The organism is Archangium sp. (assembly GCF_045802675.1).
Classification (GTDB): Bacteria; Myxococcota; Myxococcia; order Myxococcales; family Myxococcaceae; genus Archangium.
The window spans coordinates 14,521-40,329 of sequence record NZ_JBJMQO010000102.1 but is presented as its reverse complement, the minus strand read 5'-3'; the positions used below and the strand labels follow the sequence as shown (position 1 = coordinate 40,329).

General features: G+C 70.9%; 23 protein-coding genes and 2 tRNA genes. 17 read left to right on the top strand and 8 right to left on the bottom strand.

From position 1 onward, the window contains the following. Positions 1 to 1,460: pyruvate dehydrogenase complex dihydrolipoamide acetyltransferase (locus ACJ8AN_RS29325; RefSeq protein ID WP_407758808.1), on the top strand; the 1,460-nt coding region annotated here is incomplete at its 5' end. Between the two features lie 60 nt (positions 1,461 to 1,520). On the opposite strand, the gene ACJ8AN_RS29320 is transcribed toward ACJ8AN_RS29325, so the two are convergent. Beyond that, entirely contained in the window at positions 1,521 to 1,733 is a 213-nt protein-coding gene (locus tag ACJ8AN_RS29320; protein WP_407758807.1) for a hypothetical protein, read from the bottom strand. A gap of 173 nt (positions 1,734 to 1,906) precedes the next feature. Between ACJ8AN_RS29320 and ACJ8AN_RS29315 the strand changes: the two genes are divergently transcribed. Both ACJ8AN_RS29315 and ACJ8AN_RS29310 read left to right on the top strand, forming a co-directional pair. Beyond that, positions 1,907 to 2,206 carry a DUF2795 domain-containing protein gene (locus ACJ8AN_RS29315; RefSeq protein WP_407758806.1) on the top strand — a complete coding sequence of 100 codons (300 nt, stop codon included), beginning with the start codon at positions 1,907 to 1,909 and terminating at the stop codon, positions 2,204 to 2,206. 217 nt (positions 2,207 to 2,423) lie between these two features. Next, entirely contained in the window at positions 2,424 to 3,581 is a 1,158-nt protein-coding gene (locus tag ACJ8AN_RS29310; RefSeq protein ID WP_407758805.1) for a sensor histidine kinase, read from the top strand. Here ACJ8AN_RS29310 and ACJ8AN_RS29305 read toward each other — a convergent pair. Further along, the gene (locus ACJ8AN_RS29305) at positions 3,559 to 4,218 is read right to left on the bottom strand and encodes a hypothetical protein (RefSeq protein ID WP_407758804.1); all 660 of its coding nucleotides are present in this window, start codon (positions 4,216 to 4,218) and stop codon (positions 3,559 to 3,561) included. The genes ACJ8AN_RS29310 and ACJ8AN_RS29305 overlap by 23 nt on opposite strands. On the opposite strand from ACJ8AN_RS29305, the gene ACJ8AN_RS29300 reads away from it, so the two are divergent. Next, positions 4,217 to 5,185 (top strand): response regulator transcription factor, encoded by a 969-nt coding sequence (locus tag ACJ8AN_RS29300; protein ID WP_407758803.1) that lies wholly within the window; start codon positions 4,217 to 4,219, stop codon positions 5,183 to 5,185. The two genes, ACJ8AN_RS29305 and ACJ8AN_RS29300, sit on opposite strands and share 2 nt — an antisense overlap. Before the next feature lie 74 nt (positions 5,186 to 5,259). On the opposite strand, the gene ACJ8AN_RS29295 is transcribed toward ACJ8AN_RS29300, so the two are convergent. The 4 genes from ACJ8AN_RS29295 to gltX form a co-directional block, all read right to left on the bottom strand. Continuing rightward, positions 5,260 to 5,331 (bottom strand) — tRNA-Glu (locus tag ACJ8AN_RS29295). 26 nt (positions 5,332 to 5,357) lie between these two features. After that, positions 5,358 to 5,428 (bottom strand) — tRNA-Gln (locus ACJ8AN_RS29290). A gap of 71 nt (positions 5,429 to 5,499) precedes the next feature. Continuing rightward, positions 5,500 to 5,943, bottom strand: a complete 444-nt coding sequence (locus ACJ8AN_RS29285; RefSeq protein WP_407758802.1) for a hypothetical protein — start codon at positions 5,941 to 5,943, stop codon at positions 5,500 to 5,502. A 77-nt stretch (positions 5,944 to 6,020) separates the two neighbouring features. Next, positions 6,021 to 7,460, bottom strand: coding sequence for a glutamate--tRNA ligase (gltX, locus tag ACJ8AN_RS29280; protein ID WP_407758801.1), 1,440 nt, complete (start codon positions 7,458 to 7,460; stop codon positions 6,021 to 6,023). A 110-nt stretch (positions 7,461 to 7,570) separates the two neighbouring features. Between gltX and ACJ8AN_RS29275 the strand changes: the two genes are divergently transcribed. Genes ACJ8AN_RS29275 through ACJ8AN_RS29260 form a run of 4 tightly spaced genes read left to right on the top strand, consistent with a single transcriptional unit; the run spans position 7,571 to position 10,734 of the window. Continuing rightward, a complete protein-coding gene (locus ACJ8AN_RS29275; RefSeq protein ID WP_407758800.1) occupies positions 7,571 to 8,158 on the top strand; it encodes a hypothetical protein in 588 nt (195 codons plus the stop codon). Beyond that, entirely contained in the window at positions 8,158 to 9,072 is a 915-nt protein-coding gene (locus ACJ8AN_RS29270) for a myxosortase-dependent metalloprotease, MXAN_2677/MXAN_2678 family (protein ID WP_407758799.1), read from the top strand. Before ACJ8AN_RS29275 ends, ACJ8AN_RS29270 begins: the two co-directional genes overlap by 1 nt. Further along, positions 9,069 to 10,022 carry a myxosortase-dependent metalloprotease, MXAN_2677/MXAN_2678 family gene (locus ACJ8AN_RS29265; protein WP_407758798.1) on the top strand — a complete coding sequence of 318 codons (954 nt, stop codon included), beginning with the start codon at positions 9,069 to 9,071 and terminating at the stop codon, positions 10,020 to 10,022. The genes ACJ8AN_RS29270 and ACJ8AN_RS29265 overlap by 4 nt, the downstream gene beginning before the upstream one ends. 13 nt (positions 10,023 to 10,035) lie before the next feature. Then, positions 10,036 to 10,734 carry an HAD family hydrolase gene (locus ACJ8AN_RS29260; protein WP_407758797.1) on the top strand — a complete coding sequence of 233 codons (699 nt, stop codon included), beginning with the start codon at positions 10,036 to 10,038 and terminating at the stop codon, positions 10,732 to 10,734. Positions 10,735 to 10,805: 71 nt separating this feature from the next. Here ACJ8AN_RS29260 and ACJ8AN_RS29255 read toward each other — a convergent pair whose 3' ends face one another. Then, the gene (locus ACJ8AN_RS29255) at positions 10,806 to 12,821 is read right to left on the bottom strand and encodes a TonB family protein (RefSeq protein ID WP_407758796.1); all 2,016 of its coding nucleotides are present in this window, start codon (positions 12,819 to 12,821) and stop codon (positions 10,806 to 10,808) included. Positions 12,822 to 13,052: 231 nt separating this feature from the next. Here ACJ8AN_RS29255 and ACJ8AN_RS29250 point away from each other — a divergent pair, with 231 nt between their 5' ends. From ACJ8AN_RS29250 to ACJ8AN_RS29220, 7 genes are all read left to right on the top strand, one after another. Continuing rightward, positions 13,053 to 13,616: a chemotaxis protein CheW gene (locus ACJ8AN_RS29250; protein ID WP_407758795.1), complete on the top strand. Its 564-nt coding sequence runs from the start codon at positions 13,053 to 13,055 to the stop codon at positions 13,614 to 13,616. Further along, a complete protein-coding gene (locus ACJ8AN_RS29245) occupies positions 13,613 to 15,025 on the top strand; it encodes a CheR family methyltransferase (RefSeq protein WP_407758794.1) in 1,413 nt (470 codons plus the stop codon). The genes ACJ8AN_RS29250 and ACJ8AN_RS29245 overlap by 4 nt, the downstream gene beginning before the upstream one ends. A 43-nt stretch (positions 15,026 to 15,068) precedes the next feature. Beyond that, positions 15,069 to 16,670 carry a methyl-accepting chemotaxis protein gene (locus tag ACJ8AN_RS29240; protein ID WP_407758793.1) on the top strand — a complete coding sequence of 534 codons (1,602 nt, stop codon included), beginning with the start codon at positions 15,069 to 15,071 and terminating at the stop codon, positions 16,668 to 16,670. A gap of 28 nt (positions 16,671 to 16,698) precedes the next feature. After that, entirely contained in the window at positions 16,699 to 17,076 is a 378-nt protein-coding gene (locus tag ACJ8AN_RS29235; RefSeq protein WP_407758792.1) for a response regulator, read from the top strand. 9 nt (positions 17,077 to 17,085) lie between these two features. Beyond that, the gene (locus ACJ8AN_RS29230) at positions 17,086 to 17,664 is read left to right on the top strand and encodes a chemotaxis protein CheW (protein WP_407758791.1); all 579 of its coding nucleotides are present in this window, start codon (positions 17,086 to 17,088) and stop codon (positions 17,662 to 17,664) included. Between the two features lie 124 nt (positions 17,665 to 17,788). After that, entirely contained in the window at positions 17,789 to 20,206 is a 2,418-nt protein-coding gene (locus ACJ8AN_RS29225; protein ID WP_407758790.1) for a response regulator, read from the top strand. A gap of 83 nt (positions 20,207 to 20,289) precedes the next feature. Beyond that, on the top strand, positions 20,290 to 20,916 hold the full coding sequence (locus ACJ8AN_RS29220; protein WP_407758789.1) for a DedA family protein: 627 nt from the start codon (positions 20,290 to 20,292) through the stop codon (positions 20,914 to 20,916). Positions 20,917 to 20,973: 57 nt separating this feature from the next. Here ACJ8AN_RS29220 and ACJ8AN_RS29215 read toward each other — a convergent pair whose 3' ends face one another. Further along, positions 20,974 to 21,915, bottom strand: coding sequence for a histidine kinase dimerization/phospho-acceptor domain-containing protein (locus ACJ8AN_RS29215; RefSeq protein WP_407758788.1), 942 nt, complete (start codon positions 21,913 to 21,915; stop codon positions 20,974 to 20,976). Between the two features lie 272 nt (positions 21,916 to 22,187). On the opposite strand from ACJ8AN_RS29215, the gene ACJ8AN_RS29210 reads away from it, so the two are divergent. Both ACJ8AN_RS29210 and ACJ8AN_RS29205 read left to right on the top strand, forming a co-directional pair. Continuing rightward, positions 22,188 to 24,263 carry an alginate lyase family protein gene (locus ACJ8AN_RS29210; RefSeq protein ID WP_407758787.1) on the top strand — a complete coding sequence of 692 codons (2,076 nt, stop codon included), beginning with the start codon at positions 22,188 to 22,190 and terminating at the stop codon, positions 24,261 to 24,263. Between the two features lie 58 nt (positions 24,264 to 24,321). Further along, positions 24,322 to 25,647: a nucleotide sugar dehydrogenase gene (locus ACJ8AN_RS29205; protein WP_407758786.1), complete on the top strand. Its 1,326-nt coding sequence runs from the start codon at positions 24,322 to 24,324 to the stop codon at positions 25,645 to 25,647. The last annotated feature ends 162 nt before the right edge of the window (positions 25,648 to 25,809 follow it).

Genomic DNA, 25,809 nt, shown 5'->3' with positions numbered 1-25,809 from the left:
TCGAAGCCTATGACGACGGCTACCTGCTGAAGATCGTCGTCCCCGAGGGGGAGATGGCCACCGTTGGCGCGCCCATCGCCATCCTCGGTGCCAAGGGGGAGAAGGTCGACGCCGGTGGGGCCGCGAAGCCCGCCGCGCCCGCCGCCGCTCCCAAGGCCGAGGCCCCCAAGGCCGCCGCTCCGGCCCCGGCTCCCGCCGCCCAGCCCGCCGCCGCCGGTGGGGGCGATGGCATCCCCGTGGTGATGCCCGCGCTCTCTCCGACGATGACGGAGGGCAAGCTCATCAAGTGGCTGAAGAAGGAGGGGGACAAGGTCTCCTCCGGCCAGGCCATCGCCGAGGTCGAGACGGACAAGTCCAACCTCGAGGTCGAGGCCTACGACGACGGTGTGCTCGCGCGCATCGTGGTGCAGGAAGGCCAGATGGCGAAGGTCGGTGCGCCCATCGCGTTCCTGGCGGGGAAGGGTGGCGCGAAGCCCGCCGCCGCTCCCGCCCAGGCTCCGGCGCCCACCGCGGCGCCCGCGCCCAAGGCCGCGGCTCCGTCGGCGGCTCCCGCTCCGGCCGCCGCGCCGAAGCCCGTCGCCACGCCCGGGGGCCGTCTGCGCGCCAGTCCGCTGGCGAAGCGCATGGCCCGCGAGCGCGGCCTGGATCTCACCCAGGTGCAGGGCTCCGGTCCGCTCGGCCGCATCGTGAAGAGCGACATCGAGAAGGCCCTCACCCAGGCGCCCGCTCCGGCCGCCGCTCGCAAGGCGCCAGGCGCTCCGGCGGCGGCTCCGGGCGAGCGTCCCGAGCCCAAGGCGGTGCCCGTCACCACCATGCGCAAGGTCATCGCCCAGCGCATGGCCGAGGTGAAGCCCGGCGTCCCGCACTTCTACCTCTCGGTGGACGTGGAGATGGACGGCGCGCTGAAGATCCGCGAGGAGGCCAAGGCACTCGAGTCCAAGGTCTCCGTCAACGACATCATCGTGAAGGCGGCGGCCATGGCGCTGCGCCGCTACCCGAAGATCAACGTGTCGCTGCACGGTGACACCATCCTGCACTTCGAGACGGTGGATGTCGGCATCGCGGTGGCCATCGAGGACGGCCTCATCACCCCCGTCATCCGCGACGCGGACAAGAAGGGGCTGTCGGCCATCTCCGCCGAGTCGCGCGACCTGGCCGAGCGCGCCCGCAAGCGTGGCCTCAAGCCGCACGAGTACACGGGTGGCTCGCTGACCGTGTCCAACCTGGGCATGTACGGCATCGACTCGTTCATCGCCGTCATCAACCCGCCGCAGTCGTGCATCCTCGCGGTGGGCTCGGTCGCGGACAAGGTCGTGGTCCGCGACGGGCAGATGGTGGTGCGCAAGATGATGACGGTGACGCTCTCGGGCGACCACCGCGTCATCGACGGGGCCATCGGCGCCGAGTACCTCCGGGAGCTCAAGGCGCTGCTCGAGCACCCCATGCGGTTGCTGTTCTAGTCACCGCTTGTCCCCGGCGGGCCGCCCTCGCGAGCGGCCCGCCCGGGGCTTCCCGGCCCGCTACTCCCGGGCCGGTTGCTTCTCGTCGTGCATCTCGTGCTCGAGCTTGCGCTGGGCCTCGGTGACTCCGGCCTGCTCGGTGCGCTGGGTGCCCGTGGGCAGCTCCGTCTCGTGCTCCTCGGAGCGGCCCTTGATGCCGGGCCAGGGGTCCGGGTGCGTGGCTTCCACGTGCTCGATGTGCTCCGCGTAGCCTGGGTCCTTGATGTCCGCCATGGTGTCCCTCCTGCAGATGTGGGACTGCCTGGATACGGTGGGGGTCGAGGTGGGAGTCGGCCAAGGGGGCCGGTGCCGCGGTGGCTCCTTCCCCTGTCTGCTGGGGAGGCGTCGAAAAGGGCACGCAACGCGTTCGTGAGCTGTTTAACTTTGCGCCGATGAATGACGACGACATGAGACGCACCCGGCTCGAAGAAGGGATGAAGGAGTTGGAGACGCGCATGGGTGGACCCAGCCCTCTGGCACAGCCCCTCCACCAGGCCCTGCTCGGGGCCGTGTTCCCGCTCTCCACGGAGCAGCTCGTCCGGCTCGCCCGGGAGAACGACGCTCCCTCCGTCGTCCTCTCCCTGCTCGGCGGCCTGCCGCGGGGACGCTTCGACTCGCTGGAGGCGGTGCAGCAGGCCGTGGAGTCCCAGGCGGCCCTGGGCGAGGAAGCGAGCGGGCCCTCGCTGGAGCTCCCTCCGCAGCGCTGAGGCTTCCCCCGGGGCTTCCCTGGTGCGCTGCTCTGGCTCCAGGTGGGAGAGCGCTTGACGCCGAGCGTGCCGGGGTTTCCGGTGCGTACGAGTCCTCGTATGCGCTGAAACAGGCCCATCGGGTTTTGCGCGTGACGTGGTATCTCTTGGGGCGTGGGCGCAGTGCGTTGGCTGGGTGGGAGTGGGTTGGTCGGCCTGTGGCCCGGAGAGGAATTCCATGAATCCGTCTGACCTCCCCGCCGTCCTCTATGTCGATGACGACGCGCTCAACCTGAGGGTGTTCGAGGCGAACTTCGGCTCGAAGTTCCGCATCTTCCGCTGCTCGACACCGGCCGAGGCGTTGACGCTGTTGGAGCAGAAGCGCAGTGAGATTGGCGTCATCCTCTCGGATCAGCGCATGCCGGGGATGACGGGCGTGGAGCTGCTCGAGCGCGCGCGCACGCTGGCGCCGGACGCCAAGCGCATGCTCGTCACCGCGTACTCGGACATGCAGGCCGTCATCGACGCGGTGAACCGCGGCCAGGTGAGCCGCTACTTCGTCAAGCCGTGGGACCGGGCCGAGGTGCTCGCCGCGCTCGAGGACGGGCTGAGGATCGCCCGGCTGGAGCTGCGCATCCGCGAGGTGGAAGGGCGGATGATGAAGGCCGAGCGTCTGGCCACGCTGGGCCAGGTGACGGCCGGCATCGCGCACGAGCTGATGGGCCCGGTGGGCTACCTCTCGCAGAACGTGGCCTCGCTGCGGCGGGATTTGGAGTGCGTGGTGCAGTACGCCTCCAAGCACCTGGCGACGGACCCGTCGCAGGAAGTGGCGAGCGTGCTGGAGGACCTTCCGGCGCTATTGACGGACCTGGCCACGGGCGCGGACCACCTGCGTGGGGTGGCGCTGGGCCTGAGGGGCCAGGCGCGCGGCGAGGACATGGAGACCTCGGCGGACGTGGCCGAGGTGGTGTCCTTCGCGGTGAAGCTGGCGCGCGCCGAGGTGCGCGACAGGGCGCGCATCACCACCATGGGCGAGCCGGTGAAGGTGACGTTCGGCCCGGTGAAGCTGTGCCAGGTGCTGCTCAACCTCATCGTCAACGCGGCGCAGGCCATGGAGGGCACGGGCCGGCAGGGCCGCATCGAGGTGCGCTGGTCGTCGAAGGAGCAGGACGTGGTGCTCACCGTGGCGGACAACGGCTCCGGCATCCCCCAGGAGCTGCAGGAGAAGGTCTTCCAGCCGCTCTTCACCACCAAGCCGGTGGGCATCGGCACGGGCCTCGGCCTCTCCATCTGCAAGGAGCTGGTGACGCACGCCGGCGGTACCATGCGGCTGTCGTCCAAGCAGGGCGAGGGCACCGAGGTGGAGATCAGCCTCAAGCGAGTCCCGCTCCCCTGAGCCCGAAGGCGTTGTGCAGGAGGCGCCACACGCGCACGAGCGCCTCCTGCTCGCTGGCCGGGATGTGCTCCACCAGCACCTCGCGCCGCGTCGGCTGCTCCTCGCCCGCGGCGCGCCACACCACCACCAGCGCGTAGTGCTTCGCGGCGCGCTCCACTATCTCCACCGCCGTCACCTCGTCGAAGGGCACCCACTCCACGCGGGTGGCCCCGGGCGCCCACCGCAGCCGCTCCAGCCGCAGGCGCTCGGTGGGGAAGTGCAGCACGAAGCGGCGCCGGCCGAGCTGGCCCTCCAGCCGCAGCGCGACGCCCACCAGGGCCACCGTCAGCACGCCCAGCACCATGGACAGGGGGGGCGTGGCTTCCGCGCCCCCGGCCCACAGCACGCCCACCAGCGCGCCCACCGCGCACCCGGCGGCGAGCAGCAGGCACACCACTGGCAGCTGCTTGCGCCAGAAGGAGGGCGGGTGGGACTCGCCCAGCAGGCGGCCCGGCTCGTACCGCAGTCGTACGTCTCCCAACCGACGGGGGGCGGGGTTTTCCTCCAGTGCGTCCGCGAAGCTCGCCACGCCTTCCAGCATAGGGCCCTCGCGGCGCTGCTCGAAGTCCGGCGCGAGCTGTGCGATTCTCGGCGGCATGGATCTCCCCTTCGAGACGGATGAGGGCGGCGGGGGTGAGGGGGGTGGGGCCACCCTCGCCTCGACCGTCCTGGTGGTGGACGACGAGCCCGTGGTGCGCGACGTGTGCGCCCGCCTGCTCGCGCGTGAGCCGGACCTGGTGGTGAGCCTGGCGGAGGACGCCGAGGAGGCACTGGAGCTGCTGCGCTCCCAGCGCTTCGACGTGCTCATCACCGACAAGAACCTGCCGGGCATGGGCGGCGTGGAGCTCATCTCCGAGGCCCGCGCCATCCAGCCCGCGCTGGAGGCGGTGATGATCACCGGCTACTCCAGCTCGGAGTCGGTGATCGCCGCCTTCGCGGCGGGCGCGAGCGACTACATCCTCAAGCCCTTCGAGGATCTGCGGCTGGTGCGCGCCAAGGTGCGCGCCGCGCTGGAGCGCCGGGCCGAGCGGGTGAAGGGCCGGGAGCTGGCGCGGCGCGTGGCGCGTGAGGCGGCCGAGCTGCTGCTGGCGGGAGGACAGGCCTCGCCGGAGGCGCGCGAGCAGCTGGAGACGCAGCTGCGCGCCTATGAGCAGGCGAGCCGCGTGGCCCCGGGCGGGCAGGTGGCGGTGGTGGGCAGCCCCGAGGCGCTGCGCTCGCTGCTGGACGAGGGCCTGGAAGCCGTGGCGCTGCCCCCGGACTCGCCGGCGCTGATGGGCGCGGCCGTGGTGGTGCTGGAGACGGGCGCGTCGCACTGGTGGGAGCTCGCCGAGCGCCTTCAGTCGGCCTCGCCGGACGTGGTGCTGCTGGCCGGCCCCCACGCGGACCTGGCGGACCTGCTGGACGCCATCACCCTGCGCCTGGAGCTGGTGGGCTTCGGCACCTCGTCGCCGCTGTCGCTGCCGGAGCGGGTGCGCATGCTGCTGATGCGCCGCAGCCTGCAGCGCGCCCAGGCGGCGCTCGCCTCGGCCCTGGCGCTCTTCCGCGCGAGCCTCGAGCAGCGGTAGGGCGGCGGGGCAGGGCGCTTCGGCCCGCAAAAGCGAAGCGCCCGCTTCTCAGAAGAGAGAAGCGGGCGCCTCAGTGACCCTGCCGGGATTCGAACCCGAGTTTGTGCCGTGAGAGGGCACCGTCCTAACCGCTAGACGACAGGGCCGGTTTGCTACCACCGGGTACTGCGAGCTGGGGAACTAGGATTCGAACCTAGATAAGCAGAGTCAGAGTCTGCTGTCCTGCCGTTAGACGATTCCCCAAGAGCCGCAACCGCGCTTCTGACTACCGCAACTGCCCAGCTACTTTCAACTTCCTTTTTCGAACCTCGGGGCTACCGCGACTTCTTCCCCTTCGGCTTCGACTCCGGCTTCTTCGCCGACTTGCCGCCCGGCGTGGACTTCACCGGCGCCGCGACGGCCTGCACCGGGACGACGTAGATACGGACCTCGTCGTTCGCCTCATAAATGTTCACACCGTCGAAATTCTTCCCCGACGGATTGACGATGTGGAGTGCCTTCACGCCCGGCTGGTTGACGATCGACCTTCGAGGGAAGGCGCTCGCCGGGTAGACGGACTTGTAATACTCCAACGTCTTCTCGAAGTCCCCCGGCGCCCGGTACCGGTTCTCGCCCACCTTCTGCGAGCCATCCGGGATCTGCGCCCCGCTCACCACCTCCGCCGCCGCCGCCGACATCCAGAGCGCCGCGACCACCGCCGCCCCGAGCGGGCGCGGCTTATAGAAAAGGCCCTTCAGGCTGTCAAGCGCTCGTGTCATCGCGGGGGAGAATAGGGCCCACGAGCGGAGGTGTCCACCCCAACCTGTGGGCCCTGTCGAGTGACTCCGGCGGCGGCCTACGCGCCGGCGAGCGCCGCGTCCAGGCGGTGGAGCGTCTCCTCGCGGCCCAGCAGCTCGAGCGTCTCGCCGATGCCCGGGCTCACCGTGCCGCCCGTCACCGCCACGCGTACCGGCTGGGCCACCTTGCCCATGCCCACGCCGGCCGTCTCGCTCACCTTCTTCACCACCTCGTCCAGCGAGGCGGCGCTCCAGTGCGGCAGCGCGGCCACCTGCTCGCGCACCTGGGTGAGCAGCGGCTTGGACTCGGCGGTGAGGTGCTTGGCCGCGGCCTTCTCCTCCAACGTCACGCCGTGCTGGAAGTACTTGAGGGCCATGTCCGCCATCTCCTGCAGCGTCTTGGCGCGCTCGCGGAAGGCCATCACCACGCGCTCCAGCCGCGGGTCGCCCACCTTGAGGGCCACGCCCTTGGCCTCGAGGAAGTCCACCAGCCGCTCGGCCACCACCGCCGGGGGCAGCAGCTTGAGCCACTGCTGGTTGAGCCACATGAGCTTGTCCGGGCTCCACACGCCGGAGGTGCTGCCCACGTGGTCGAAGTCGAACCACTCCACCATCTGCTCGCGGCTGATGACCTCGTCGTTGCCGTGGCTCCAGCCCAGGCGGATGACGTAGTTGAGCAGCGCCTCGGGCAGCACGCCGTTGCGCTTGTGCAGCATCACGTCCGCCTCGGGGTGCTTGCGCTTGGAGAGCTTCTCGCGGTCCGGCCCGAGGATGAGCGGGAAGTGGGCGAAGTCGGGCGGCGTCCACCCGAAGGCCTTGTAGAGCATCAGCTGCGGGAAGGTGGAGTTGACGTGCTCCTGCCCGCGCCCCACCAGGGTGATGTCCATGGTGTGGTCGTCGATGACGCAGCCGTAGTTGTAGAGGGGGATGCCGTCCGCGCGCATCATCACCCAGTCATCCAGGTCCGAGTACGCCTTGGTGATGGGGCCGAGCACCTTGTCGTCGAACGTCACCTCGCCCTCGCCCTCCGGCATCCGGAAGCGGAGGACGGCGGTGCGGCCCTCGGGGATGTCCTTACGGTCGCGGCAGGTGCCCTCGTACTTGTACGTGCCCGGCTTGCCCGTGGCCTTCTCCACGGCGGCGCGGCGCGCGTCGAGCTCCTCGCGCGTGCAGTAGCAGCGGTACGCCTTGCCCTCGGCGATGAGCTGGTCCGCGTACTTCTTGTAGAGCTCCAGCCGCTGCGTCTGGAAGTAGGGTGCCGCGGAGCCCTCCTTGCCCGGGCCCTCGTCCCAGTCCACGCCCAGCCAGGTGAGGCCGTCGAGGATGGCCTTCACGGACTCGGGGGTGGAGCGCTCCTGGTCCGTGTCCTCGATGCGCAGGATGAAGACGCCGCCGTAGCGCTTCGCATAGAGGTAGTTGAAGAGGGCGGTGCGGGCTCCACCGATGTGGAGGTAACCGGTCGGGGACGGCGCGAAACGGACGCGAGGAACAGTGGCCATAGGCAAGGGGCGCGGATAGCAGGAGCGGCTTGGGTGGTCAACGAGCGGCCGAGTTACCTGCCCGTCGGCCCGGCCAATGCATTAAACTGCGCCGCACCGAGGGCTCTTGCATGAAATCTCCCATCGCGCTCCGTGCGCTCCTTCCGGCTGTTCTCCTGTTCTGTCTGCCCGTGAGCGCCACCACGATGCTCCGGGCGGAGCTGCCAGAGCTCGCCCAGTCGGCCGATGCCATCGTCCATGGCACGGTGCGCCGGGTGGAAAGCCGGTGGAGCGGAGATGGACGCCGCATCGTCACGGATGTGGAAATCCAGGTCACCGAGGCCCTCAAGGGGCAGACGGGCGGCACGGTGCTCGTCACCCAGCCTGGTGGGCGGGTAGGGGACATCGGTCAGACCGTGAGCGGCCTGGCCTCCTTCACCCCCGGCGAGGAGGTGGTGGTGTTCCTCGAGCGCCATGGGCCCCAGGCCTTCCGCGTCTCGGGCATGGCCCAGGGCAAGTACAAGGTGCAGCGCTCCGAGGGCGGGAAGAGCGCCATGGCCGTGCCGGAGCCCACCGGGGACTCGCTCCTGCTGGACCCGGACACGCGCCAGCCCACCCAGTCCTCGCAGCGCTCCATGCCGCTGACGGACCTCAAGGCCTCCATCCGCACCGCGCTCCAGCAGCAGGCCCCGGTTCGCGCCCAGGAGAAGCGGCCGTGATGCTCACCTCGTTGCTGCTCACCCTCGCCCTCGGGCAGAGCTCGGACCCGTACGTCCGCAGCCGCGTGGAGGCGGGCAACACCAGCTCCCAGTGCCTCTACTGGACGGTGCCCACCCTCACCTGGCAGCTCAGCAGCGTGGGCAACCCCAACACCGCCCTGGAGGAGCAGAAGCAGCGCGAGTTCCAGGCCATCCGCGCCTCCTTCCAGAGCTGGGAGAACATCTTCGAGTCCTGCGGCAACCTCCACTTCTCCGAGGGCCCCCTCGTGGACGACCGCAAGGTCGGCTACGAGATGACGGGCGGGAACCGCAACCTCGTCCTCTTCCGCTCCAAGCGCTGCACGGACGTGGTGTCCTCCAGCGACAAGTGCTGGACCGACGACTCGTGCGGCAACGCCTTCGACTGCTGGGACAGCAACGGGGGCACCATCGCCCTCACGCTCACCACGTACGACGAGAAGTCCGGCATCGTCTACGACTCGGACATCCAGCTGAACGCGAGCGGCTTCGTCTTCAGCACCGCGAGCTCCCCGCCCTGCACCACCGCCCCCTCCAGCAGCACCAACGACTGCGTGGCCACCGACGTGCAGAACACCATGACGCACGAGATCGGCCACCTGGTCGGCCTGGACCACACCCGGGCCCTCGGCTCCGTCATGAACCCGAGCGCTCCGCCGGGGGAAATCTCCAAGCGCAACATCGACGACGGCTCGCGCGACTTCGTGTGCCTGACGTACCCCAAGGGCAAGCCCAGCCAGAGCTGCGTCACCCCGTCGCTGAGCTCCAGTGGCACCACGGCGGTGCTCGGGCAGCAGGCCGCGGGTTGCTCCAGCACCGGCGCCGGCACGTGGCTGCCCGCCATGGCCGCCGCGGCCCTGCTCGCGTGGCGCCGCCGTGGGGGCGCCCGGTCGTGAGGCGCTCGCTTCCGTGGCTCGCCCTCTCGGTGCTCGCCCTCGCCGCTTCCGGGGCGGAGGCCCAGACGTACCAGCGCACCCTGGTGCCCGGCCGGCCCTTCTGCGTCGTCTGGCCCGGCCGTGACTACCTGTACCGGATCGACGCGGCCGGCAGCAGCCGCACGCCCGGCGACTCCGAGCTCTCCGCCATCGAGGCCGCCATCGCCTCCTGGCGCGCCGTGTCCGATACGTGCAGCGACTTCACCTTCACCCGCGGCCAGGATCTCGTGCACCCGCGGGTGGGCTACGTGAAGGACAGCCAGGACAACGAGAACGTCCTCACCTTCCGCGAGGTGGACTGCAACGACATCGTCCCGCCGGAAGACGCGTGCATCGACGAGGACACCTGCGCCAACACGTACGCCTGCTGGGACCACGGCGCCGCCACCATCGGGTTGACCACCACCACCTTCAGCTTCCGCACCGGCTACATCCTCGACGCGGACATCGAGCTCAACGCGAGCACCAACGGGCGGGGCTTCACCTTCACCACCGTGGACTCGCCGCCGTGCGACGGGCAGGTGTCCTCCGAGTGCGTCGTCACCGACATCCAGAACACGTTGACGCACGAGCTGGGCCACGTGGTGGGCCTGGACCACGTGTCGGTCCCCGGCTCCACCATGGAGCCCACCGCGCCCCCGGGAGAGACGCACAAGCGCATCATCGACGCGGGCAGCGCCCAGGGCTTCTGCGATGCCTATCCCCGGGGCCTTCCGCCCACCCAGTGCGGCGAGCGCCCCGACCTCGGCCGCCACTTCCAGGCGGTGTCCACCGGCACTGGCGTGGGGTGCGGCGCGGCTCCCGGATCCCTCTTCCCCGCGGCGGCGCTGCTGGGAGCGCTGGCCCTCGGCCGGCGTCGCGAGCGGGCAGGCGGGCGGGCCGGAGCGGCTCCTCGCGCGCTCCGTGATTAACTGGGAAAGGCGCATGGGGATCGCCTTCTTCGATCTGGACAAGACGTTGCTCGCGGTGAACTCGGGCTCCTTGTGGGTCCGCCGCGAGCTCGCCCTGGGCCACATCACCCGGCTCCAGGCCCTGCGCGCCAGCATGTACCTCGCGCGCTACCACCTGGGCTTCGTCGCCCTGCAGGACGCGCTGCGCGAGGCCATCACCCACCTGGAGGGCACGGGCGAGCAGCACATGCGCGAGCGCACCGTCCAGTTCTACGAGGAGCTGGTCCGCGCGCAGTTCCGGCCCGGCGCCCTGCGCGCCCTCGAGGAGCACCGCTCGGCCGGGCACAAGCTCGTCCTGCTCACCTCGTCCTCGGGCTACATGTCCGAGCTGGTGGCGCGCGACCTCGGCCTGGACGCCATGCTCTGCAACCGCTTCGAGGTGGATGCCTCGGGGCTGCACACCGGAAAGCCCCTGGGCGAGGTGTGCTTCGGCGAGGGGAAGCTCTACTACGCGCGCACCTACGCCGCGCAGGCCAACATCCCCCTGTCCGAGTGCGCCTTCTACACGGACTCGTACTCGGATCTGCCGGTGATGGAGGTGGTGGGGCGCCCCGTGGCCGTCAACCCGGACCGGCGCCTGCGCCGCGAGGCCCTGCGGCGCGGCTGGTCCGTGGTGGACTGGGGCGTGCCCGGCGCCGAGCCCAACCCCACGCTCGGCTTCCCCTCACCCTGAGCCCGCATGGGGGCTCGTGACGGGGTGCGGCCGCTTCACTCGTAGTCGACTACGAGTGAAGCGGGAGGCGCTCAGCGGCGGGCGCGCGGCGCGACCAGGCGGATGCTGAAGGTGTAGTCCACCGCCACCGGCCTGCCCTGCAGCGTGATGGGCTTGTAGGTGCGCGACTGCAGCGACTGCACCACCGCCTCGTTCATGTGCGGCAGTCCCTTGATGACGCGGCAGTTCTCCACCGAGCCCTTCTTGGTGATGACGCACTTGACGATCATCGTCCCCTCGATGCGGGCGGCGAGCGCCTCGCGCGTGTAGACGATGTCCTTGCCCGAGAGCTCCACCGGCCGCGGCATGCCCTCCTGGAAGGGCACCGGACCGTCACCCGTGGGCGCCACGCTCTTGGACAGCGCCGCCACCGGCACCGCCAGGCTTCCGGCGGGCGTGGGCGCCGCGTTCTGCTCCACCTGCTTCGGCGCCGACGCGGGCGCGGGGCTCGGTGGCGCGGGGGGCGTGTCGGACTCCATCATCACCGGCGCCGAGATGGAGCCCATGGCCGACACCGTGGAGGAGTCGCCCGCCGTGCCCGAGGCGTGCTCCACCCGGCCGCCCGAGGCCGCGCTCGCGTTGCGGGTACCGCCCCCGCGCGCACGCTGCATCTTCTGGGCGAACACCACCTCGCCCGAGCCGCCGGTGATCACCGTCTCCATCTGGTAGCCGTCGAGCACGAAGGTGAACTCGGCGGTGACCGTGTCCTGGCCCTTCTCCTTGGGAATCTCCAGCAGCAGCGGCGTGGTGCCCCGCTCCTGGCCCTTGTAGACGACGCGCGCGCCCGTGGGCTGGCTCATCAGCCGGAAGCGCACCACCTGCTCCGTCGCGGGCTTCTCGGCGGGGGCTACCTGCGCGGCCGGGGCCGCCACCTCCGCCTTGGGCTTGGGCGCGAAGACACCCGAGTACATCAGCAGGCCGCCCGCGAGGGCCACGGCGATGCCTCCGCCCACCAGTCCGCCCAGCATCAGCGTGCGCCGCCGCGCCTGCTGCACGTCCGGCGGCACCACCACGCTGATGTCCACCGCGAGCGTGTTGTTCTCCGCTGTTTCTCCGGTAATCCCCGCGAAGAGCGGCGTCTTGTGCGGACCCGTGGTGTTCTGCCCGCCCGGGCGCCGGAAGATGCCGCTGTTGCCGCCCGCCGCCATGCTGGCTTCGCGCATCGCCTCCAGCAGCTCGTCCATCGTCTGGGGGCGGTGGGCCGGAACCTTCTCCAGGCACCGGCGCACCAGCGACTCGATTTCCGGCGGGATGCTCAGCTCCGGCCGCACCGAGCTGAACGCGGGCGGCAGCTCCTTATGGTGGGCGAAGATGAGCTCGATGTGATCCTTGGACACGAACGGCGTCCGCCCCACCAGCATCTGGTAGAGCACCACGCCCAGCGAGTACACGTCGCTGCGCACGTCGGCCTCGTTGCGCGCCTGCTCCGGGGCCATGTACGCCGGCGAGCCCAGGAAGGTGCCGCTCTGGGTGATCTCCGGGTTGGGCGCGTCGTCCGCGGGCGCGATGGACTTCACCAGCCCGAAGTCCAGCACCTTCACGAGATCCTGATCGGACTCGTTGAGGAGCATGATGTTGGCGGGCTTGCGGTCGCGGTGGACGATGCCCTGGTTGTGGGCCTCGCGCAGCGAGCGGCAGATCTGCTGGCCGATGTTGATGGCGCGCGCCCAGGGCAGGGGACCGGACTCCGCCAGGGCCTGGCCGAGGGTGCGCCCCTCCAGGTACTCCATGGCGATGTAGTAGATGCCGTCGTCCGTCTGCCCGTAGTCGATCACCGTCACCGTGTTGGGGTGGCGGAGCTTGGACGTGAACGAGGCCTCGCGCAGGAAGCGCTTCTGGAAGCCCGGATCCTTGCTGGTGGGGAAGTTGGGGTTGAGCACCTTGAGCGCGACCACCCGATCCAAGGGGGTCTGCTGGGCGCGGTAGACCCGACCCATTCCTCCGACGCCGATCGGCTCGAGGATGCTGAAGCGGCCGTTGAGGGTCCGCCCGATGAGAGGATCCGCGCCGCCATTGTCGCTCGGACCCTGCGAGTCGCCGGTCACCATGTTTACTCTGCTCCCCCGGTCTGTGCCTGGGTAGGAACCATCCGCACGGCTCGCCATGAAACCACATCTCCCGGAAACACGCGACTTGGGAGATGATGCCTGCCCGCCACCTCGCCGCTCCCCTCCACGGGGTGCTGGGCGAGCGAGCGGATGCAAAGCCCGCATTGACGGGTCCCGCAATGTCGGACTACCGTCCAATTCTTCCCGCACTTGTCCCCCGGCGGGCTCGCGATGGTCGATTCCCCTTCGATGACGGCTGAAGCCCAGGCGAAGCGTGTGTCAGTCCAGAAACGCCTGGCGGCGCTGGAGGAGGAGATCGTCCGGCTCCGGCGGGAGCTGGCGACGCTCGGCGTGGATCAGCGGCTGCCCGGCCTCTACCTCACGGTGGAGGTGGCCGGCGCCACCGCCCTGCTGCCCGTGGAGGCGGTGATGGAGGTGGTGCGGCTGGTGGCCATCGAGCCCCTACCGGCGGCGCTCCCCCATGTGCGCGGCACCATGCTCTACCGGGGCACGCCCGCGGTGGTGGTGGACCTGGCGGCGCTGCTGGGGGTGAATCGGGAGCCGGACATGGACGCCCACCTCGTCATCTGCGGCGGCGCGCGCACGGTGGCGGTGCTGGTGGACCGGGTGCGCGACCTGGTGGAGTCCCCGGTGCTGGTGGACGGCGCCGTCACGGGCGACGACTCCATCCCCTGGGACAAGACGGGGTTGATGGCGGGCCTGTGCCGCACCTCCGAGGGCATCCGCCCGCTGCTGCGGGCCTCGGCCATCCTGTCGGCGCCGGAGGCTGCGTGAAGGAGCCGGTGCGCGTGGAGCGCCTCGACGAGGCGACGCTGAGCGGGCTGGAGTCCGTGCTGCGCGCCGCGTGCGGCATGGTGCTCGCCTCCAGCGTGCGCCGCTCGTTGGGGACCGCCCTCACGCGCGCCGCCGAGTCCCAGGGGATGCCCACCCCGGACTTCCTCCAGAGGCTGCTGGCGCGCGACACCGCCGCCGTCGAGGCCTTCATCGGCTACGCCGTCATCGGCGAGACGTACTTCTTCCGCCACCCGGAGCAGCTGCGCGAGCTGGGGCGCCTGGCCTCCCAGCACCTCGGGCCCTTCCTCGTGTGGAGCGCCGGGTGCGCCAGCGGGGAGGAGCCCTACAGCATCGCCATGACGCTGGTGGCGGCGGGCATGAACCCCGAGCACATCCGCGTGGTGGGCACGGACGTGTCCGGCCGCGCGCTGGAGCGGGCCCGGCAGGCCACGTACTCGTCCTGGTCCGTGCGGCGCATGGAGCCCACGCTGGAGCGGCGCTTCCTCACCCTCACGCCGGAGTCCGTCTCCGTGCCCCAGGAGATCCGCGCCCGGGTGGAGCTGCGGCGCCACAACCTGGTGACGGATCCGCCGCCCGTGTCCGGTGCCCACGCCGTCTTCTGCCGCAACGTCCTCATCTACTTCCCGCCCGAAATCATCCCCACGGTGTTGCAGCGGCTCGTCCTGGCGCTGGCGCCCGGGGGCTGGCTCTTCGTCGCGCCCGCGGAGCTGCCCTTCACCAAGGGCCTGGGGCTCGAGGAGCGGGAGGTGGACGGGATGCCCGTGCTGCGCAAGCCCCTCCTGAGTGACAAGGCCGCCGAGCAGCGTGCCTCCGCGCGGGCGGTCCGCTCCACGCCCCTGCGCGTCGTCTCCCGGGCGCCCAGTCCCCTGCGCCGGGTGTCCCCTCCCGCCCGGGGCACGCCCGTGCCTCCCACTCCGGTGCCCTCCGCCCCCGCCGAGGGCCGGGTGGCCGCCTCCGCGTCCCCCACCGTCTCCGCCAGCTCCTCGGTGCAGGACATCGTGGAGCAGGCCCTGGCGGCGGCCCGGGCCGGCAAGCACGAGCGCGCCGAGGAGCTCGCCCGCCTGGCCGCCCGGGAGCTGTCCCCCGAGGCCTACCTGCTGCTGGCCATGGTGTACGAAGGGCGGGGGGACGTGCAGGGAGCCGTCACCGCGGTGCGCAAGGCCCTCTATCTGGAGCCGCAACTGGCCATCGGTCATGCGATGCTGGTGGCGTTGTATGGCCAGCTGGGCCAGCCCGACGAGGCCGAGCGCGCCCGTCGCAACGCGCTCCGGGCGCTGGAAGGTTTGGATGACGAGCACGTGCTGCGCGGAGTGGAGACGATGACGGCGGGTGGGTTGCGGCGAGTGCTCGTGCCGGGTGTGAAGATGGGAAAGTCGGGTGCGCGATGAACCGCGCTCGTAGGAGCTGGGAGGATCTGTGGAAGCCCATGGCATGAGGCCGCCCGCCATCCAGAGGCTGGACATGCGGCGGCTCAGCCTGCGGACGAAGATCGTCGCCATCACCGGCGTGGCGGGCGCGCTGGTGCTGGCCGCGCTCGTGGCCGTCTTCTCGCTGCAGATGCGCGAGTCGCTCAAGGTGGAGTTCACCAAGCGCGCCGCGGCGGCGAGCCAGGAGCTGGCCCATCACCTGGCCATCGCCACCTGGTCGCGTGACGAGGAGGGCCTGAAGCTAGCCACGGCCGCCACGCTGCGCGACAACCCGGACGTGGCGTACGTGGTGGTGCGCGACCGGCAGGGTGAGATTCTCGGCCATGCCACGGCGGCACGGCTGCTGAGCCCGACGCTGCTGCCCGCCCTGTCGCCGCAGGCCCGCAAGCGGGAGCTCTCCGTGGGCGGCCGGCCGGTGCTGGAGACCTCCGCCTCCATCCTCTTCGAGCCGCGCGGCCCCGCCGCGGACGGGACGCAGTCGCTGGTGGGCTCGGTGCAGGTGGGCCTGGAGCTGGACGAGCTCAACCAGGCCGTGTCCCGCATGGCCATGCGCGGGTTGGGCCTGGGCCTGCTGGCGCTCATCGTCTGCCTCGCGGGCGTGGCCGTGGTGTGCCGCATGCTCATCATCCCCCTGGAGCGCCTGGCCCATGCGGCGGCCGGCATGGCCGCGGGAGACCTCCGCCAGCAGATAGATCCCACCGGCACCGACGAGGTGGGGGACCTGGCGCGCAGCTTCGCCACCATGGCGGAGATGCTCACCAACCTCCTCAAGGACCTGCGCGGCGCGGCGGCGGACATGGAGCGCGAGGCCACCAACGTGCTGGCCACCTCCTCGCAGCAGTCCGCCATGGCCAACGAGCAGGCCTCCGCCATCCACGAGACGGGCGCCACGGTGGCGGAGATCGCCCAGACCTCCAAGCAGGCCACCTCCTTCGCGGACACCGTCATCAGCGGCACCAGCCGCTCGGACTCGCTGAGTGCCCAGGGCCAGAAGGTCGTCGACGAGAGCGTGCTCGCCATGGAGAAGCTCAGCGAGCAGGTGAAGGCCATCGCCCTGGCCATCACCGACCTCAACGAGCAGACGCTCCAGATTGGCGACATCATCACCACGGTGAAGGACGTGGCCGAGCAGTCCAACCTGCTGGCGCTCAACGCCTCCATCGAAGCGGCCAAGGCCGGAGACCAGGGCCGCGGCTTCGCGGTGGTCGCCATGGAGATGCGCACCCTGGCCGAGCAGTCGAAGATGGCCGCCAACCAGGTGCGCGCCCTGCTGGGCGAGGTGCAGAAGGGCACCCGCGCCGCGGTGTCCGCCACCGAGGAGGGCAGCCGCCGCGCCCTGGCCGCCATGGAGCTGGCCCAGAGCGCGGGGGCCGCCATCAAGGGCCTGTCCGACCTCATCCGGGATTCGTCGGGCGCGGCCCGGCAGATCGCGGGCAACACCCGCCAGCAGACCATTGGCGTGGAGCAGATCGCCGCGGCGATGAACGAGCTCACCATCGCCATGCAGGACAACGTGGAGGGGACCAAGCGGATTGAGCAGGTCGCCGGTAACCTCTCCAAACTTTCCAAACGCTTCTCCGACCTCGTCGGGAAGTACCAGCTCTGAACGGGCGTGCCGTGGAGGAATGGGCCGTATGAAGGTTCTGATCGTTGAAGACACGAAGACCATCACCAACCTCATCCAGGTGTACCTGATGGGATGGGGCCTGGAGTTCTTCGAGGCCAGCAACGGAGTGCAGGGACTGGCGCGCGCGCGGGAGGTCAAGCCGGATTTGATCATCTCCGACGTGCAGATGCCGGAGATGGACGGGTTCGCGCTGTGCGCGGCGGTTCGCGCCGACCCCATCCTCTTCGCCACGCCCTTCGTGATGCTCACCTCGCTCAAGGACGACGCGAGCCGGCAGCGCGGCCGGCTGGTGGGTGCGAGCGCGTTCCTCAACAAGCCCGTGGCGGTGGATGACCTGCGCGAGAAGGTGCGCAGCATCCTGAAGCTTCCCGCCGGCAAGTACTGACGAGGGGCCATGGCCGGCGACCAGGCGGGCGGGAAGATCGACTACACGGCACTGCGCCGCAAGCTGGACGAGGCGCAGGCGGTGCTCGAGGGCGCGCAGGTGCTCAGCCCCGAGCGCCGCCGCGAGGTGCTCGCCGAGCGGGCGCGCGCTCTGGCCGACTCACGCCACGAGGAGCGGCGCGAGACGGTGTCGGTGCTCGCCTTCCGCGTGGGCGGCGAGCGCTACGCCGTGCCCATCGACTCGGTGGACCACGTGCTGGAGTCCAAGGGCCTGTGCCCGCTGCCGGGAGCGCCCCGGTACGTGCTGGGGGCCCTGGTGTCGCGCTCGAGGGTGGTGCCGGTGTTGGATCTGCGGCAGGTGCTGGGCCTGGAGGGCGGTGGCATGTCGGACCTCAGCCGGGTCGTCGTGGTGGAGGTGTCCGAGGAGTTTTTCGGTCTGGCGGCGGAAGAAGTGGACGGACGGCAGGAGCTGCCTCGGGCGGACCTGTCCCACCCGCCGCCGGGACCTTTCACGTTTCTCACCCGGAATCGGATGATGGTGCTCGACCTCGTGCAGTTCAGTGATCCCACCGTGGTGGGGCGGGGATAGGACGGGGCGCATGGATCCTCGGGTTCTGCGCAGCCTCTGGCCCATCTTCGCGGCCGAGACGCGTGAGCAGTTGCAGAACATCGGCACCGCGGTGCTGGGGTTGTAGCAGGGCACCGCCGATCAGGTGTCCGAGCAGCTCACTTCCCTCAAGCGCGAGGTGCACAGCCTCAAGGGCTCCGCGGCCAGTCTGGGCCTGGCGGACATCGAGCAGCTCGTGCACGCCATCGAGGACGGGCTGGCGCGGTGCGCTCCGGGCCACATCCCGCCGCCGGGGCTGGTGGAGTGCACCCTGCGCAGCCTGTCGGCCATCGAGTCCGCGCTCAACCGCGGGGACGTCGGTGAGTCGCCCCACGTCGAGGAGCTGGCGCAACTGCTGTCCGCGCTCGGCAAGGGGGGCTTCGAGCAGGTGGCCGAGGCCAGGCCCAAGGTGCCGGCGCAGTTCCGGCGCGATGGCCTGCAGACGCTGGAGAAGCTGGAGACGTCGCTGGGCCGGCTGTGCTCGCCGGGCCTGGAGGACCGCCCGGGCGCCGTCTGGGAGGCGGTGGGCCTGGCCGAGCTGCTGAAGGCCGCGGCCAACACCGTGGGCGCGTCGGCCGTGGAGTCGCTGGCGAGCAACATCCGCGCGGGTTTCGCGCGCATGGAGGAGGCGGGCGTCGGCGCCAGCGTGGCGGCTTCCGACATCGCGGGCGCGCTGGTGCAGCTGCGCGGCGCGCTGGAGGTGCTCACCGAGGAGGTCGCGGTGGAGCCCGCGGCGCCTCCGGCCGAGCCCGAGGTGACGGCGCGCTCGGCGTCGGGTGGCCGGCGCCAGACGGACATGGACCGGGCGGGCGTGGTGCGCGTGTCGGTGCGGACGCTCGACTCGCTGGCGCTGCAGGTGGAGCAGCTCGCCGCGGGCCGGGCGCAGCAGCTGCGCCGCGCGGAGGCCCACCGCGAGCTGATGGAGCAGACGAACCACGCCCTGCTGCAGCTGGAGCGCTCGGCCCAGCAGCTCGCGCTGTCCGGCGGTGGCGGCGGGGCGCTGGAGACCCTGCGTGCCGGCGTGGGCCAGGTGCGCGGCGTGCAGAAGCGGCTGCTGCAGCTCTCCAAGGACGTGCACCGCGAGGGCGAGCAGCTCGCGCTGGTGGCCCAGGTGGTGCGCGACGACCTGAGAGACCTGCGGATGGTGCCGGCCTCGCAGATGCTCGAGCCGCTCAAGCGCACGGTGCGCGAGCTGGCGGCGCGTCTGGGCAAGGACGTGGAGCTGGTGCTCGCCGGTGGTGACGTGCGCATCGACCGGCGCATCGTCGACGTGCTGAAGGATCCGCTGCAGCACCTGGTGCGCAACGCGCTGGACCACGGCATCGAAGCGACGGCCGCGCGCGTGGCCGCGGGCAAGTCTCCGCGCGGAGCGCTGTCGGTGCGGGTGGAGCCCCGGGGCACGCGTCTGGCGGTGGTGGTGGAGGATGACGGCGGGGGCCTGTCGCCGGAGAACGTGAGGGCCACGGCGGTGCGCCGCGGGCTGCTCGTCGAGGCGGAGGCCGCCAAGCTCACCGACATGCAGGCGGCGCGGCTCGTCTTCGAGCCGGGCTTCTCCACCCGCGAGCAGGTGACGGAGACCTCCGGGCGCGGCGTGGGCCTGGACGTGGTGCAGAGCACGGCCACGCGGCTGCAGGGCGCGGTGGACATCTCCTTCGAGAAGGGCCAGGGCACGCGCTTCACCATCGACCTGCCGCTCATCCTCGCGGGCGCGCTGGGGCTGCTGGTGCGCTCGGGCACGGCGGTGGTGGCCATTCCCTCGGACTCGGTGGAGCGCGTGCTGCGGTTGGCTCCCTCCGACGTGGGCCCCGTGGCCGGGCACGTGGTGGCGGACGTGGATGGCGAGCAGCTTCCCTTCCACGCGCTCTCCCTGGCCATTGGCATGCCCCGCCTGCCGCTGGCGATCGAGTCGGGCAAGCCGCAGACGGCCATGGTGCTGGCGCTCGGCGGCGTGCGCGCGGTGTTCGCCATCGACGCGGTGGTGGGACAGCAGGAGATCGTCGTCCGCTCGCTGGGGCGGCACCTGCAGAGTGTGTCGCACCTGGCCGGAGCCGCCGTGCTGGACGACGGCAGCGTGGTCCCGGTGCTCAACGCACCCGAGCTGCTGCGCGCCGCCGCCACGCCGGTGGTGCTGCGTGCCGCCACCGAGGTGCGCCGCTCGCACATCCTCGTGTGCGACGACGCGCTCACCACGCGCTTCGCCATGAAGTCGATGCTGGAGATCGCCGGCTACTCGGTCGTCACGGCCGGGGATGGCGAGGAGGCGCTGGGCATCCTCGAGCGCACGCCCTGCCAGCTCGTGGTGAGTGACTGGCAGATGCCGCGGCTGGACGGCATCGGGCTCACCCGGCGCATCCGCGCCCACCCCAAGCTGTCGCACATCCCCGTCATCCTCTGCACCTCGCTGGACAGTCCGCAGGAGCGGGCCGCCGGTCTCGAGGCGGGAGCGGACGGCTACGTCATCAAGCGCGAGGTGCAGCGCGGCAAACTGTTGGATCTGGTGCGCCAGCTCCTCCCGAGCTCCTGAGCGGGCGAGGGGACGGGGCCTCGATAGGGGCCCCTTTCGCGACCCGCCCGGCATGAGCACCTTGCCGGAAAAAGGGAGGCGGCGTGGAGGCGCAGGTCGCACTGTGGATCGCGGGCTTCTCGTACCCGGCGGTGTTCCTGCTCCTCGTGCTGTGCGGAGTCGGAGCGCCGCTGAGCGAGGAGCTGGTCGTCATCACCGGAGGACTGGTGGTGGCCCGGAGTGGCGCGAGCCCGCACTGGATGATGTTCGCCGCCTGGCTGGGCATCCTGGCCGGGGACAGCGCGCTGTACCGCATCGGACGCTCGCTGGGGCCGAGGGTGTTCTCGCACCCGAAGCTGTCGAAGATGCTGACCCCGTCGCGCATCGAGCTGCTGCAGAAGATGTTTGCTCGGCGCGGAGCGGTGGCGGTGTTCCTCGCGCGTTTCCTTCCGGGACTGCGCGCTCCGGCGTACCTGCTGGCGGGAGCCACCGGACTGCCCTATCGCCGCTTCCTGCTGGCGGACGGAGCGGCGGCGTGGATTCCGGCGGTGGGGATGACGTGGCTGGGCTTCCGTTTCGGTCCCAAGGTGCTGGCGGACGTGCAGGGCGGCCTGCGCTGGGTGCTGCTCACGGCGGTGACGGTGGGCGCGGCGGTGCTGGTGGTCCGGCTGGTGCGGAAGAGGGCGCTGCTGCGAGCCGCGACGCGAGTCACTCCGGAAAGCGAGCTCTAAAGCCGTACATCCTCTCCCTCCCCGCTCGGGTTCCCCCGCGTTCCACCCCGGCTCGATTCAATCCGGGAGACGCGGCAGCACCACGGTGAGCTCGAGCCCGGCCCCCTCACTCACGGACATCCGGGCCGAGCACCTCCGAGCCATCCGCTCCAGCGACGCGCGGGCCCGCTCGGGCAACGGAAGCTCCGTGCGGGCCTGGACGATCCACCGGCACGTCTCCAGGCCCTCGGGGACCTCCACCCGCAGCACCACCTCGGAGGCACCGGCTCCCGACAGCAGCCGCTCCATCGCGCGGATCATCAGGACCAGGTCCGAGCGGGGCGCCCGGATGCGCACGGGCCGCGAGGGCAGCTCCAGCCGCACCGAGTCATACCGGCCGGGTGCGAAAGTAGCGCTCAACAGGGGGCGCGAATCCTCCGCGGGCGCGTCCTCGCCGGTGGGCCGCTGCTGGAGACGGACGTTCATCTCACTGGCGGCGCGAGCCATGCGCTCGAGGTAGCGCTGCATGGACGGCGTGAGGACACCCGCCATGCCCTTGTTCATCATGTCGATATACCCCTGCATCACGAGCAGGGGCGTGCGCAGGTCATGCGCGGCGCGGGACCAGGCGCGCTCCAGGTGCGCGAGCCGCTCCCTCAGCCGCATCCGCTCCTGGCGCAGCCGCTTCGACTCGCCCCGAGCCGATTCCTCCCGGTCCAGACTCGCGAGCAGCGCGCTGCCGAGCCCCGCGAGCCGCGAGAGGTGCTGCCGGTCCTCGGTCTCCACACAGGGCTCGCCGAGCACCAGGGTCGTGTGCCCGTCCTTCAAGAGCTGGAGCGGATGGGCCCGCGAGGGGAGCGGAGGCTCCAGGCCCACGAGGGCCACGCGGCGGCCGCCAGCGTACAGCGCGGCCCCGCTCGTCTCCATGAGACGAACCGCCGCCTCCACGAGCGCGTCGAGGCCCGCCCGCGCTCCGTGGTGCAGCGCCCGCTCGGCGATGACCGAGACTGTTCGCTCCACCTCGGACGCGCTGACCCCTGGTCCCACGCGCCACCCGCTCCAAGCACCCGCCTGCACACGGGAGGAATGGCCACGGTAGGCGGATGGCGCAACGCGGCCCTCGCTGGGAACGGAAGGGGTGACGGAAGGAAAACCCTTTCCCACTCATTCACCCAGCCACCCGACTTTTTTACTGGACTCCAGGGTTTGCTGGGACTCGACCCCGGATTTCCCCTCGGAGAGCGCTGGCCGACCAATTGCTTTGGCTCTCGTGCGCAATGGGACGGAGCCGAATGGGAACGCTGGGATACTACTCGACGATCGCACGGCTCGCGCCGGGGGGACTCGCCCGAGGGATGGCGCGGCGGGTCCAGGGGGTGGCGCGGCAGGCCTTCTATAAGAGGCGCGAGCGGCTGGACGAGCCGGCGCTGCTGACGGCCTTCGGGGCTTCCAGTGCGGACGAGCTGGCCGAGCGGGCGCTGTCGGCGCGTCCCGGGCTGGCCTGGTGCGAGGTGGGGCAGCGGGCCTCGGTGCTGGAGGCGCTCGCGGCCCTTCCCGGTGCCACCGGGCGCGCCCGGGAGCGGGCCCGCGCGGCCCTGCGAGGCGAGTACGACGTCTTCGGCTCGCGCGTGTGCTTCGGCGAGGGCCAGCCCGTCGACTGGTCGAAGGATCCGGTGAGCGGCTACCGCTACCCGGTGCTCCCGGTGGAGCGGATGCGGCTGGCGCAGCCGGGGGTGGATCCGAAGTACCCGTGGGTGCTCGGCCGGTTGGATTGTCTGGTGGCGCTCGGTCAGGGCTACTGGGTGGAGCGCGAGGAGGCGGCGCGCGGGACGTACGCGCGGGCCTTCGTGATGCGGACGCTGGACTTCCTCCAGGCCAACCCGGTGGGCATGGGGGTCCACTGGACGTGCGCCATGGAAGTGGCGCTGCGTGCGGCCAATCTGGCGCAGGCGCTGGTGATGTTCTCGGATGCACCCGAGGCGCGCAGGCCCGAGTTCCTCGTGCCGGTGCTCGAGTCGCTGGCCGAGCACACCGCGTGGGTGGAGGCGCACCTGGAGGACCATGGTGCGGTGCCCAACAACCACCTCGTGTCCAACTACGTGGGCCTGCTGGTGGCGGGCTCGCTCTTCCCGGAGCTGCCGGACGCGCCGAGGCAGGTGGCCCGGGCGGTGGCGGGGCTGCGCGCGCAGATGGCGGCGCAGGTGCACGCGGAGGGCACCTCCTTCGAGGGCTCGGTGCCGTACCACCGGCTGGCGGTGGAGCTCTTCACGCTGGCGATGGTGGTGGCGGGCGGCCTGGGCGTGGAGCTGGGCCTGCGCTACGAGACGCGGCTGCACCGCATGTACACGGCCTCGCGCGCCTGGAGCTCCGAGCGGGGACTGGCGCCGCAGGTGGGTGACAACGACTCGGGCCGCGTCTTCCCCTTCCAGGAGCGAGACCCGCGGGAGCAGGGCTACCTGGCGCCCCTGGGCGCGGCGCTCTTCGAGGACGCGGAGCTGGCGGAGGGGGACTTCCCGGACGAGGCGGCGTGGCTGCTGGGCATGTCCGGCCTCGAGCGCTTCCGGTCGCTGCCGCGCGCGAGGCCCGCGGAGTCGGTGAGCTTCCCCGAGGGCGGCTTCCACGTGCTGCGCGGGGTGGGCGCGGTGGTGACGGTGAGCGCCGGCGCGCAGGGACAGCACGGGGTGGGCGGGCACAGCCACAACGACAAGCTCTCCTTCGAGCTGCACCTGGACGGGCGCCCCGTCATCGTGGACCCGGGCACGGGCACGTACACACGCGAGCCCTCGGTGCGCAACGCGTTCCGCTCCACGGCCGCGCACAACACGCTGCAGGTGGACGGGCTGGAGCAGGCGCCGCTGGAGACGGGCCGGCTGTTCGCCCTGCCCGAGGCGGCCCGCGCGCGCGTGCAGGTGTTCCAGCCGGGGCCGGAGCTGGACAGGCTCACCGTGCGGCACGATGGCTACCGGGTGCTGTCCTCGCCCGTGGGCGTGGAGCGCACCTTCGTGCTCGACAAGCGCGAGCGCGCGCTCGGGGTGACGGACGCTCTGGTGGGGGTGGGGCTTCACGACGTCGAGGGGCGGATCCACCTTCCGGACCGCGAAGCGCGGCTGCGCTCGCCCTCGCGGGAGCAGCTGGCCCGGGCGATGCGCGTGCCGGAGGCCCCGCGGCGTTTCCAGCCGCTGGGCGTGGAATTGGGCCCGGCGGAGGCACCGGTGGCGCTGGTGCTCTTCGCGCGGGGCATGGAACCGAAGTTGGAGCCGTCCCGGTATTCGCCGGGCTACGGACTCGTGGTGCCGTCGCAGGTCGTGGTGTTCGGGGTGCGGCTGTCGCCCCCGGCGTGGTTGAGGTGGGTGGTCGTCTTCAACTGAAGACTCGGGTCGAGGCATGACGGGGGAACCCGCATGCCTTCAGGGAGAGGTGAGTCAGATGCGCGTGATGGTAAGCCCGCTGTTGGAGCGTATTCGCCGGCGGGATGCGAAGGTGGGCGTGGTGGGGATGGGCTACGTGGGTCTGCCGCTGGGCATGGCGTTCGCGGACGCCGGTTTCACCGTGACGGGCCTCGACGTGGACACGCGGAAGGTGGAGAACATCGGCAAGGGGGTGAGCTACATCAAGCACATCCCCAGCGAGCCGCTCAAGGAGCTCACGAGCAAGGGCAAGCTCAAGGCGACGACGGACTTCGCCAAGGCCCGGGAGCTGGACTGCATCATCATCTGCGTGCCCACGCCGCTCACGGCGTCGCGTGAGCCGGACATGAGCTACATCATCAAGACGGGCGAGGCGCTCTCGCCCCACGTGCGGCCCGGTCAGCTCTTCATCCTCGAGTCGACCACCTACCCGGGCACCACGGACGAGGTGCTCAAGCCCCTGCTGGAGAAGACGGGCCTCAAGGCCGGCGTGGACTTCCACCTGGCCTTCAGCCCCGAGCGCGAGGATCCGGGCAACAAGAACTTCAACACCAAGACGATTCCGAAGATCGTCGGCGGCTACACGCCCGCCTGCCTCGAGGTGGCCCAGGCCCTCTATTCGAGCGCCCTGAAGGAGACGGTGGCCGTGTCCTCCACCCGCGTGGCGGAGCTCGCCAAGCTGCTGGAGAACATCTACCGCTGCGTCAACATCGCCATGGTCAATGAGATGAAGATGCTCTGCGACCGGATGAACATCGACGTGTGGGAGGTCATCAACGCCGCGGCCACCAAGCCCTTCGGCTTCCAGGCCTTCTACCCGGGCCCGGGCCTGGGCGGCCACTGCATCCCCATCGATCCCTTCTACCTGACGTGGAAGGCGCGCGAGTACGAGTTCCACACCAAGTTCATCGAGCTGGCCGGCGAGGTGAACACGCAGATGCCGTACTACGTGGTGACTCGCACCATGGAGGCGCTCAACAAGAACAAGAAGACGCTCAACGGCGCGAAGGTGCTGTGCCTCGGCGCGGCGTACAAGAAGGACATCGACGACATGCGCGAGAGCCCGAGCCTCCGCATCATCACGCTGCTCAAGGAGAAGGGCGCCCAGGTCGACTACCACGACCCGTACGTGCCCCGCCTCGAGGAGGGCCACGGCTTCCACTACTCGATGACGTCGGTGCCGCTGCACCCGGAGACGCTCTGCGACTACGACGCGGTCGTCATCCTCACGGACCACTCGAACATCGACTACAACATGGTGGTCAAGCAGTCGCAGTGCGTGGTGGACACGCGCAACGCCTGCAAGAACGTGGGCCCGGGCCGCGAGAAGGTCACCAAGGCTTGAGCAAAGGTCACCAAGGCCTGGCGTGACGCCGGCCGGCCCGGTTGCCGTCCGGTAGATTGCGCGGGAGGCCCCGCTGCGGCGCCATGAGGGGGGGGCGCTGGGGCGGGGCCTCCACTTTTTTCCGGGCCGGCTTCCGGGCCGGTTCCCGAGCAGGGAAGGGGC

Bases quoted from the DNA above. Each gene is read 5' to 3' on its own strand.
- ACJ8AN_RS29320 (WP_407758807.1), bottom strand. From the start codon at position 1,733: ATGGCGGACATCAAGGACCCAGGCTACGCGGAGCACATCGAGCACGTG.
- ACJ8AN_RS29275 (WP_407758800.1), top strand. From the start codon at position 7,571: ATGAAATCTCCCATCGCGCTCCGTGCGCTCCTTCCGGCTGTTCTCCTG.
- ACJ8AN_RS29250 (WP_407758795.1), top strand. From the start codon at position 13,053: ATGGTCGATTCCCCTTCGATGACGGCTGAAGCCCAGGCGAAGCGTGTG.
- ACJ8AN_RS29240 (WP_407758793.1), top strand. From the start codon at position 15,069: ATGAGGCCGCCCGCCATCCAGAGGCTGGACATGCGGCGGCTCAGCCTG.
- ACJ8AN_RS29260 (WP_407758797.1), top strand. From the start codon at position 10,036: ATGGGGATCGCCTTCTTCGATCTGGACAAGACGTTGCTCGCGGTGAAC.
- ACJ8AN_RS29270 (WP_407758799.1), top strand. From the start codon at position 8,158: ATGCTCACCTCGTTGCTGCTCACCCTCGCCCTCGGGCAGAGCTCGGAC.
- ACJ8AN_RS29300 (WP_407758803.1), top strand. From the start codon at position 4,217: ATGGATCTCCCCTTCGAGACGGATGAGGGCGGCGGGGGTGAGGGGGGT.
- ACJ8AN_RS29285 (WP_407758802.1), bottom strand. From the start codon at position 5,943: ATGACACGAGCGCTTGACAGCCTGAAGGGCCTTTTCTATAAGCCGCGC.
- ACJ8AN_RS29305 (WP_407758804.1), bottom strand. From the start codon at position 4,218: ATGCCGCCGAGAATCGCACAGCTCGCGCCGGACTTCGAGCAGCGCCGC.
- ACJ8AN_RS29230 (WP_407758791.1), top strand. From the start codon at position 17,086: ATGGCCGGCGACCAGGCGGGCGGGAAGATCGACTACACGGCACTGCGC.
- ACJ8AN_RS29235 (WP_407758792.1), top strand. From the start codon at position 16,699: ATGAAGGTTCTGATCGTTGAAGACACGAAGACCATCACCAACCTCATC.
- ACJ8AN_RS29210 (WP_407758787.1), top strand. From the start codon at position 22,188: ATGGGAACGCTGGGATACTACTCGACGATCGCACGGCTCGCGCCGGGG.
- ACJ8AN_RS29255 (WP_407758796.1), bottom strand. From the start codon at position 12,821: ATGGTGACCGGCGACTCGCAGGGTCCGAGCGACAATGGCGGCGCGGAT.
- ACJ8AN_RS29310 (WP_407758805.1), top strand. From the start codon at position 2,424: ATGAATCCGTCTGACCTCCCCGCCGTCCTCTATGTCGATGACGACGCG.
- ACJ8AN_RS29315 (WP_407758806.1), top strand. From the start codon at position 1,907: ATGAGACGCACCCGGCTCGAAGAAGGGATGAAGGAGTTGGAGACGCGC.
- gltX (WP_407758801.1), bottom strand. From the start codon at position 7,460: ATGGCCACTGTTCCTCGCGTCCGTTTCGCGCCGTCCCCGACCGGTTAC.
- ACJ8AN_RS29205 (WP_407758786.1), top strand. From the start codon at position 24,322: ATGCGCGTGATGGTAAGCCCGCTGTTGGAGCGTATTCGCCGGCGGGAT.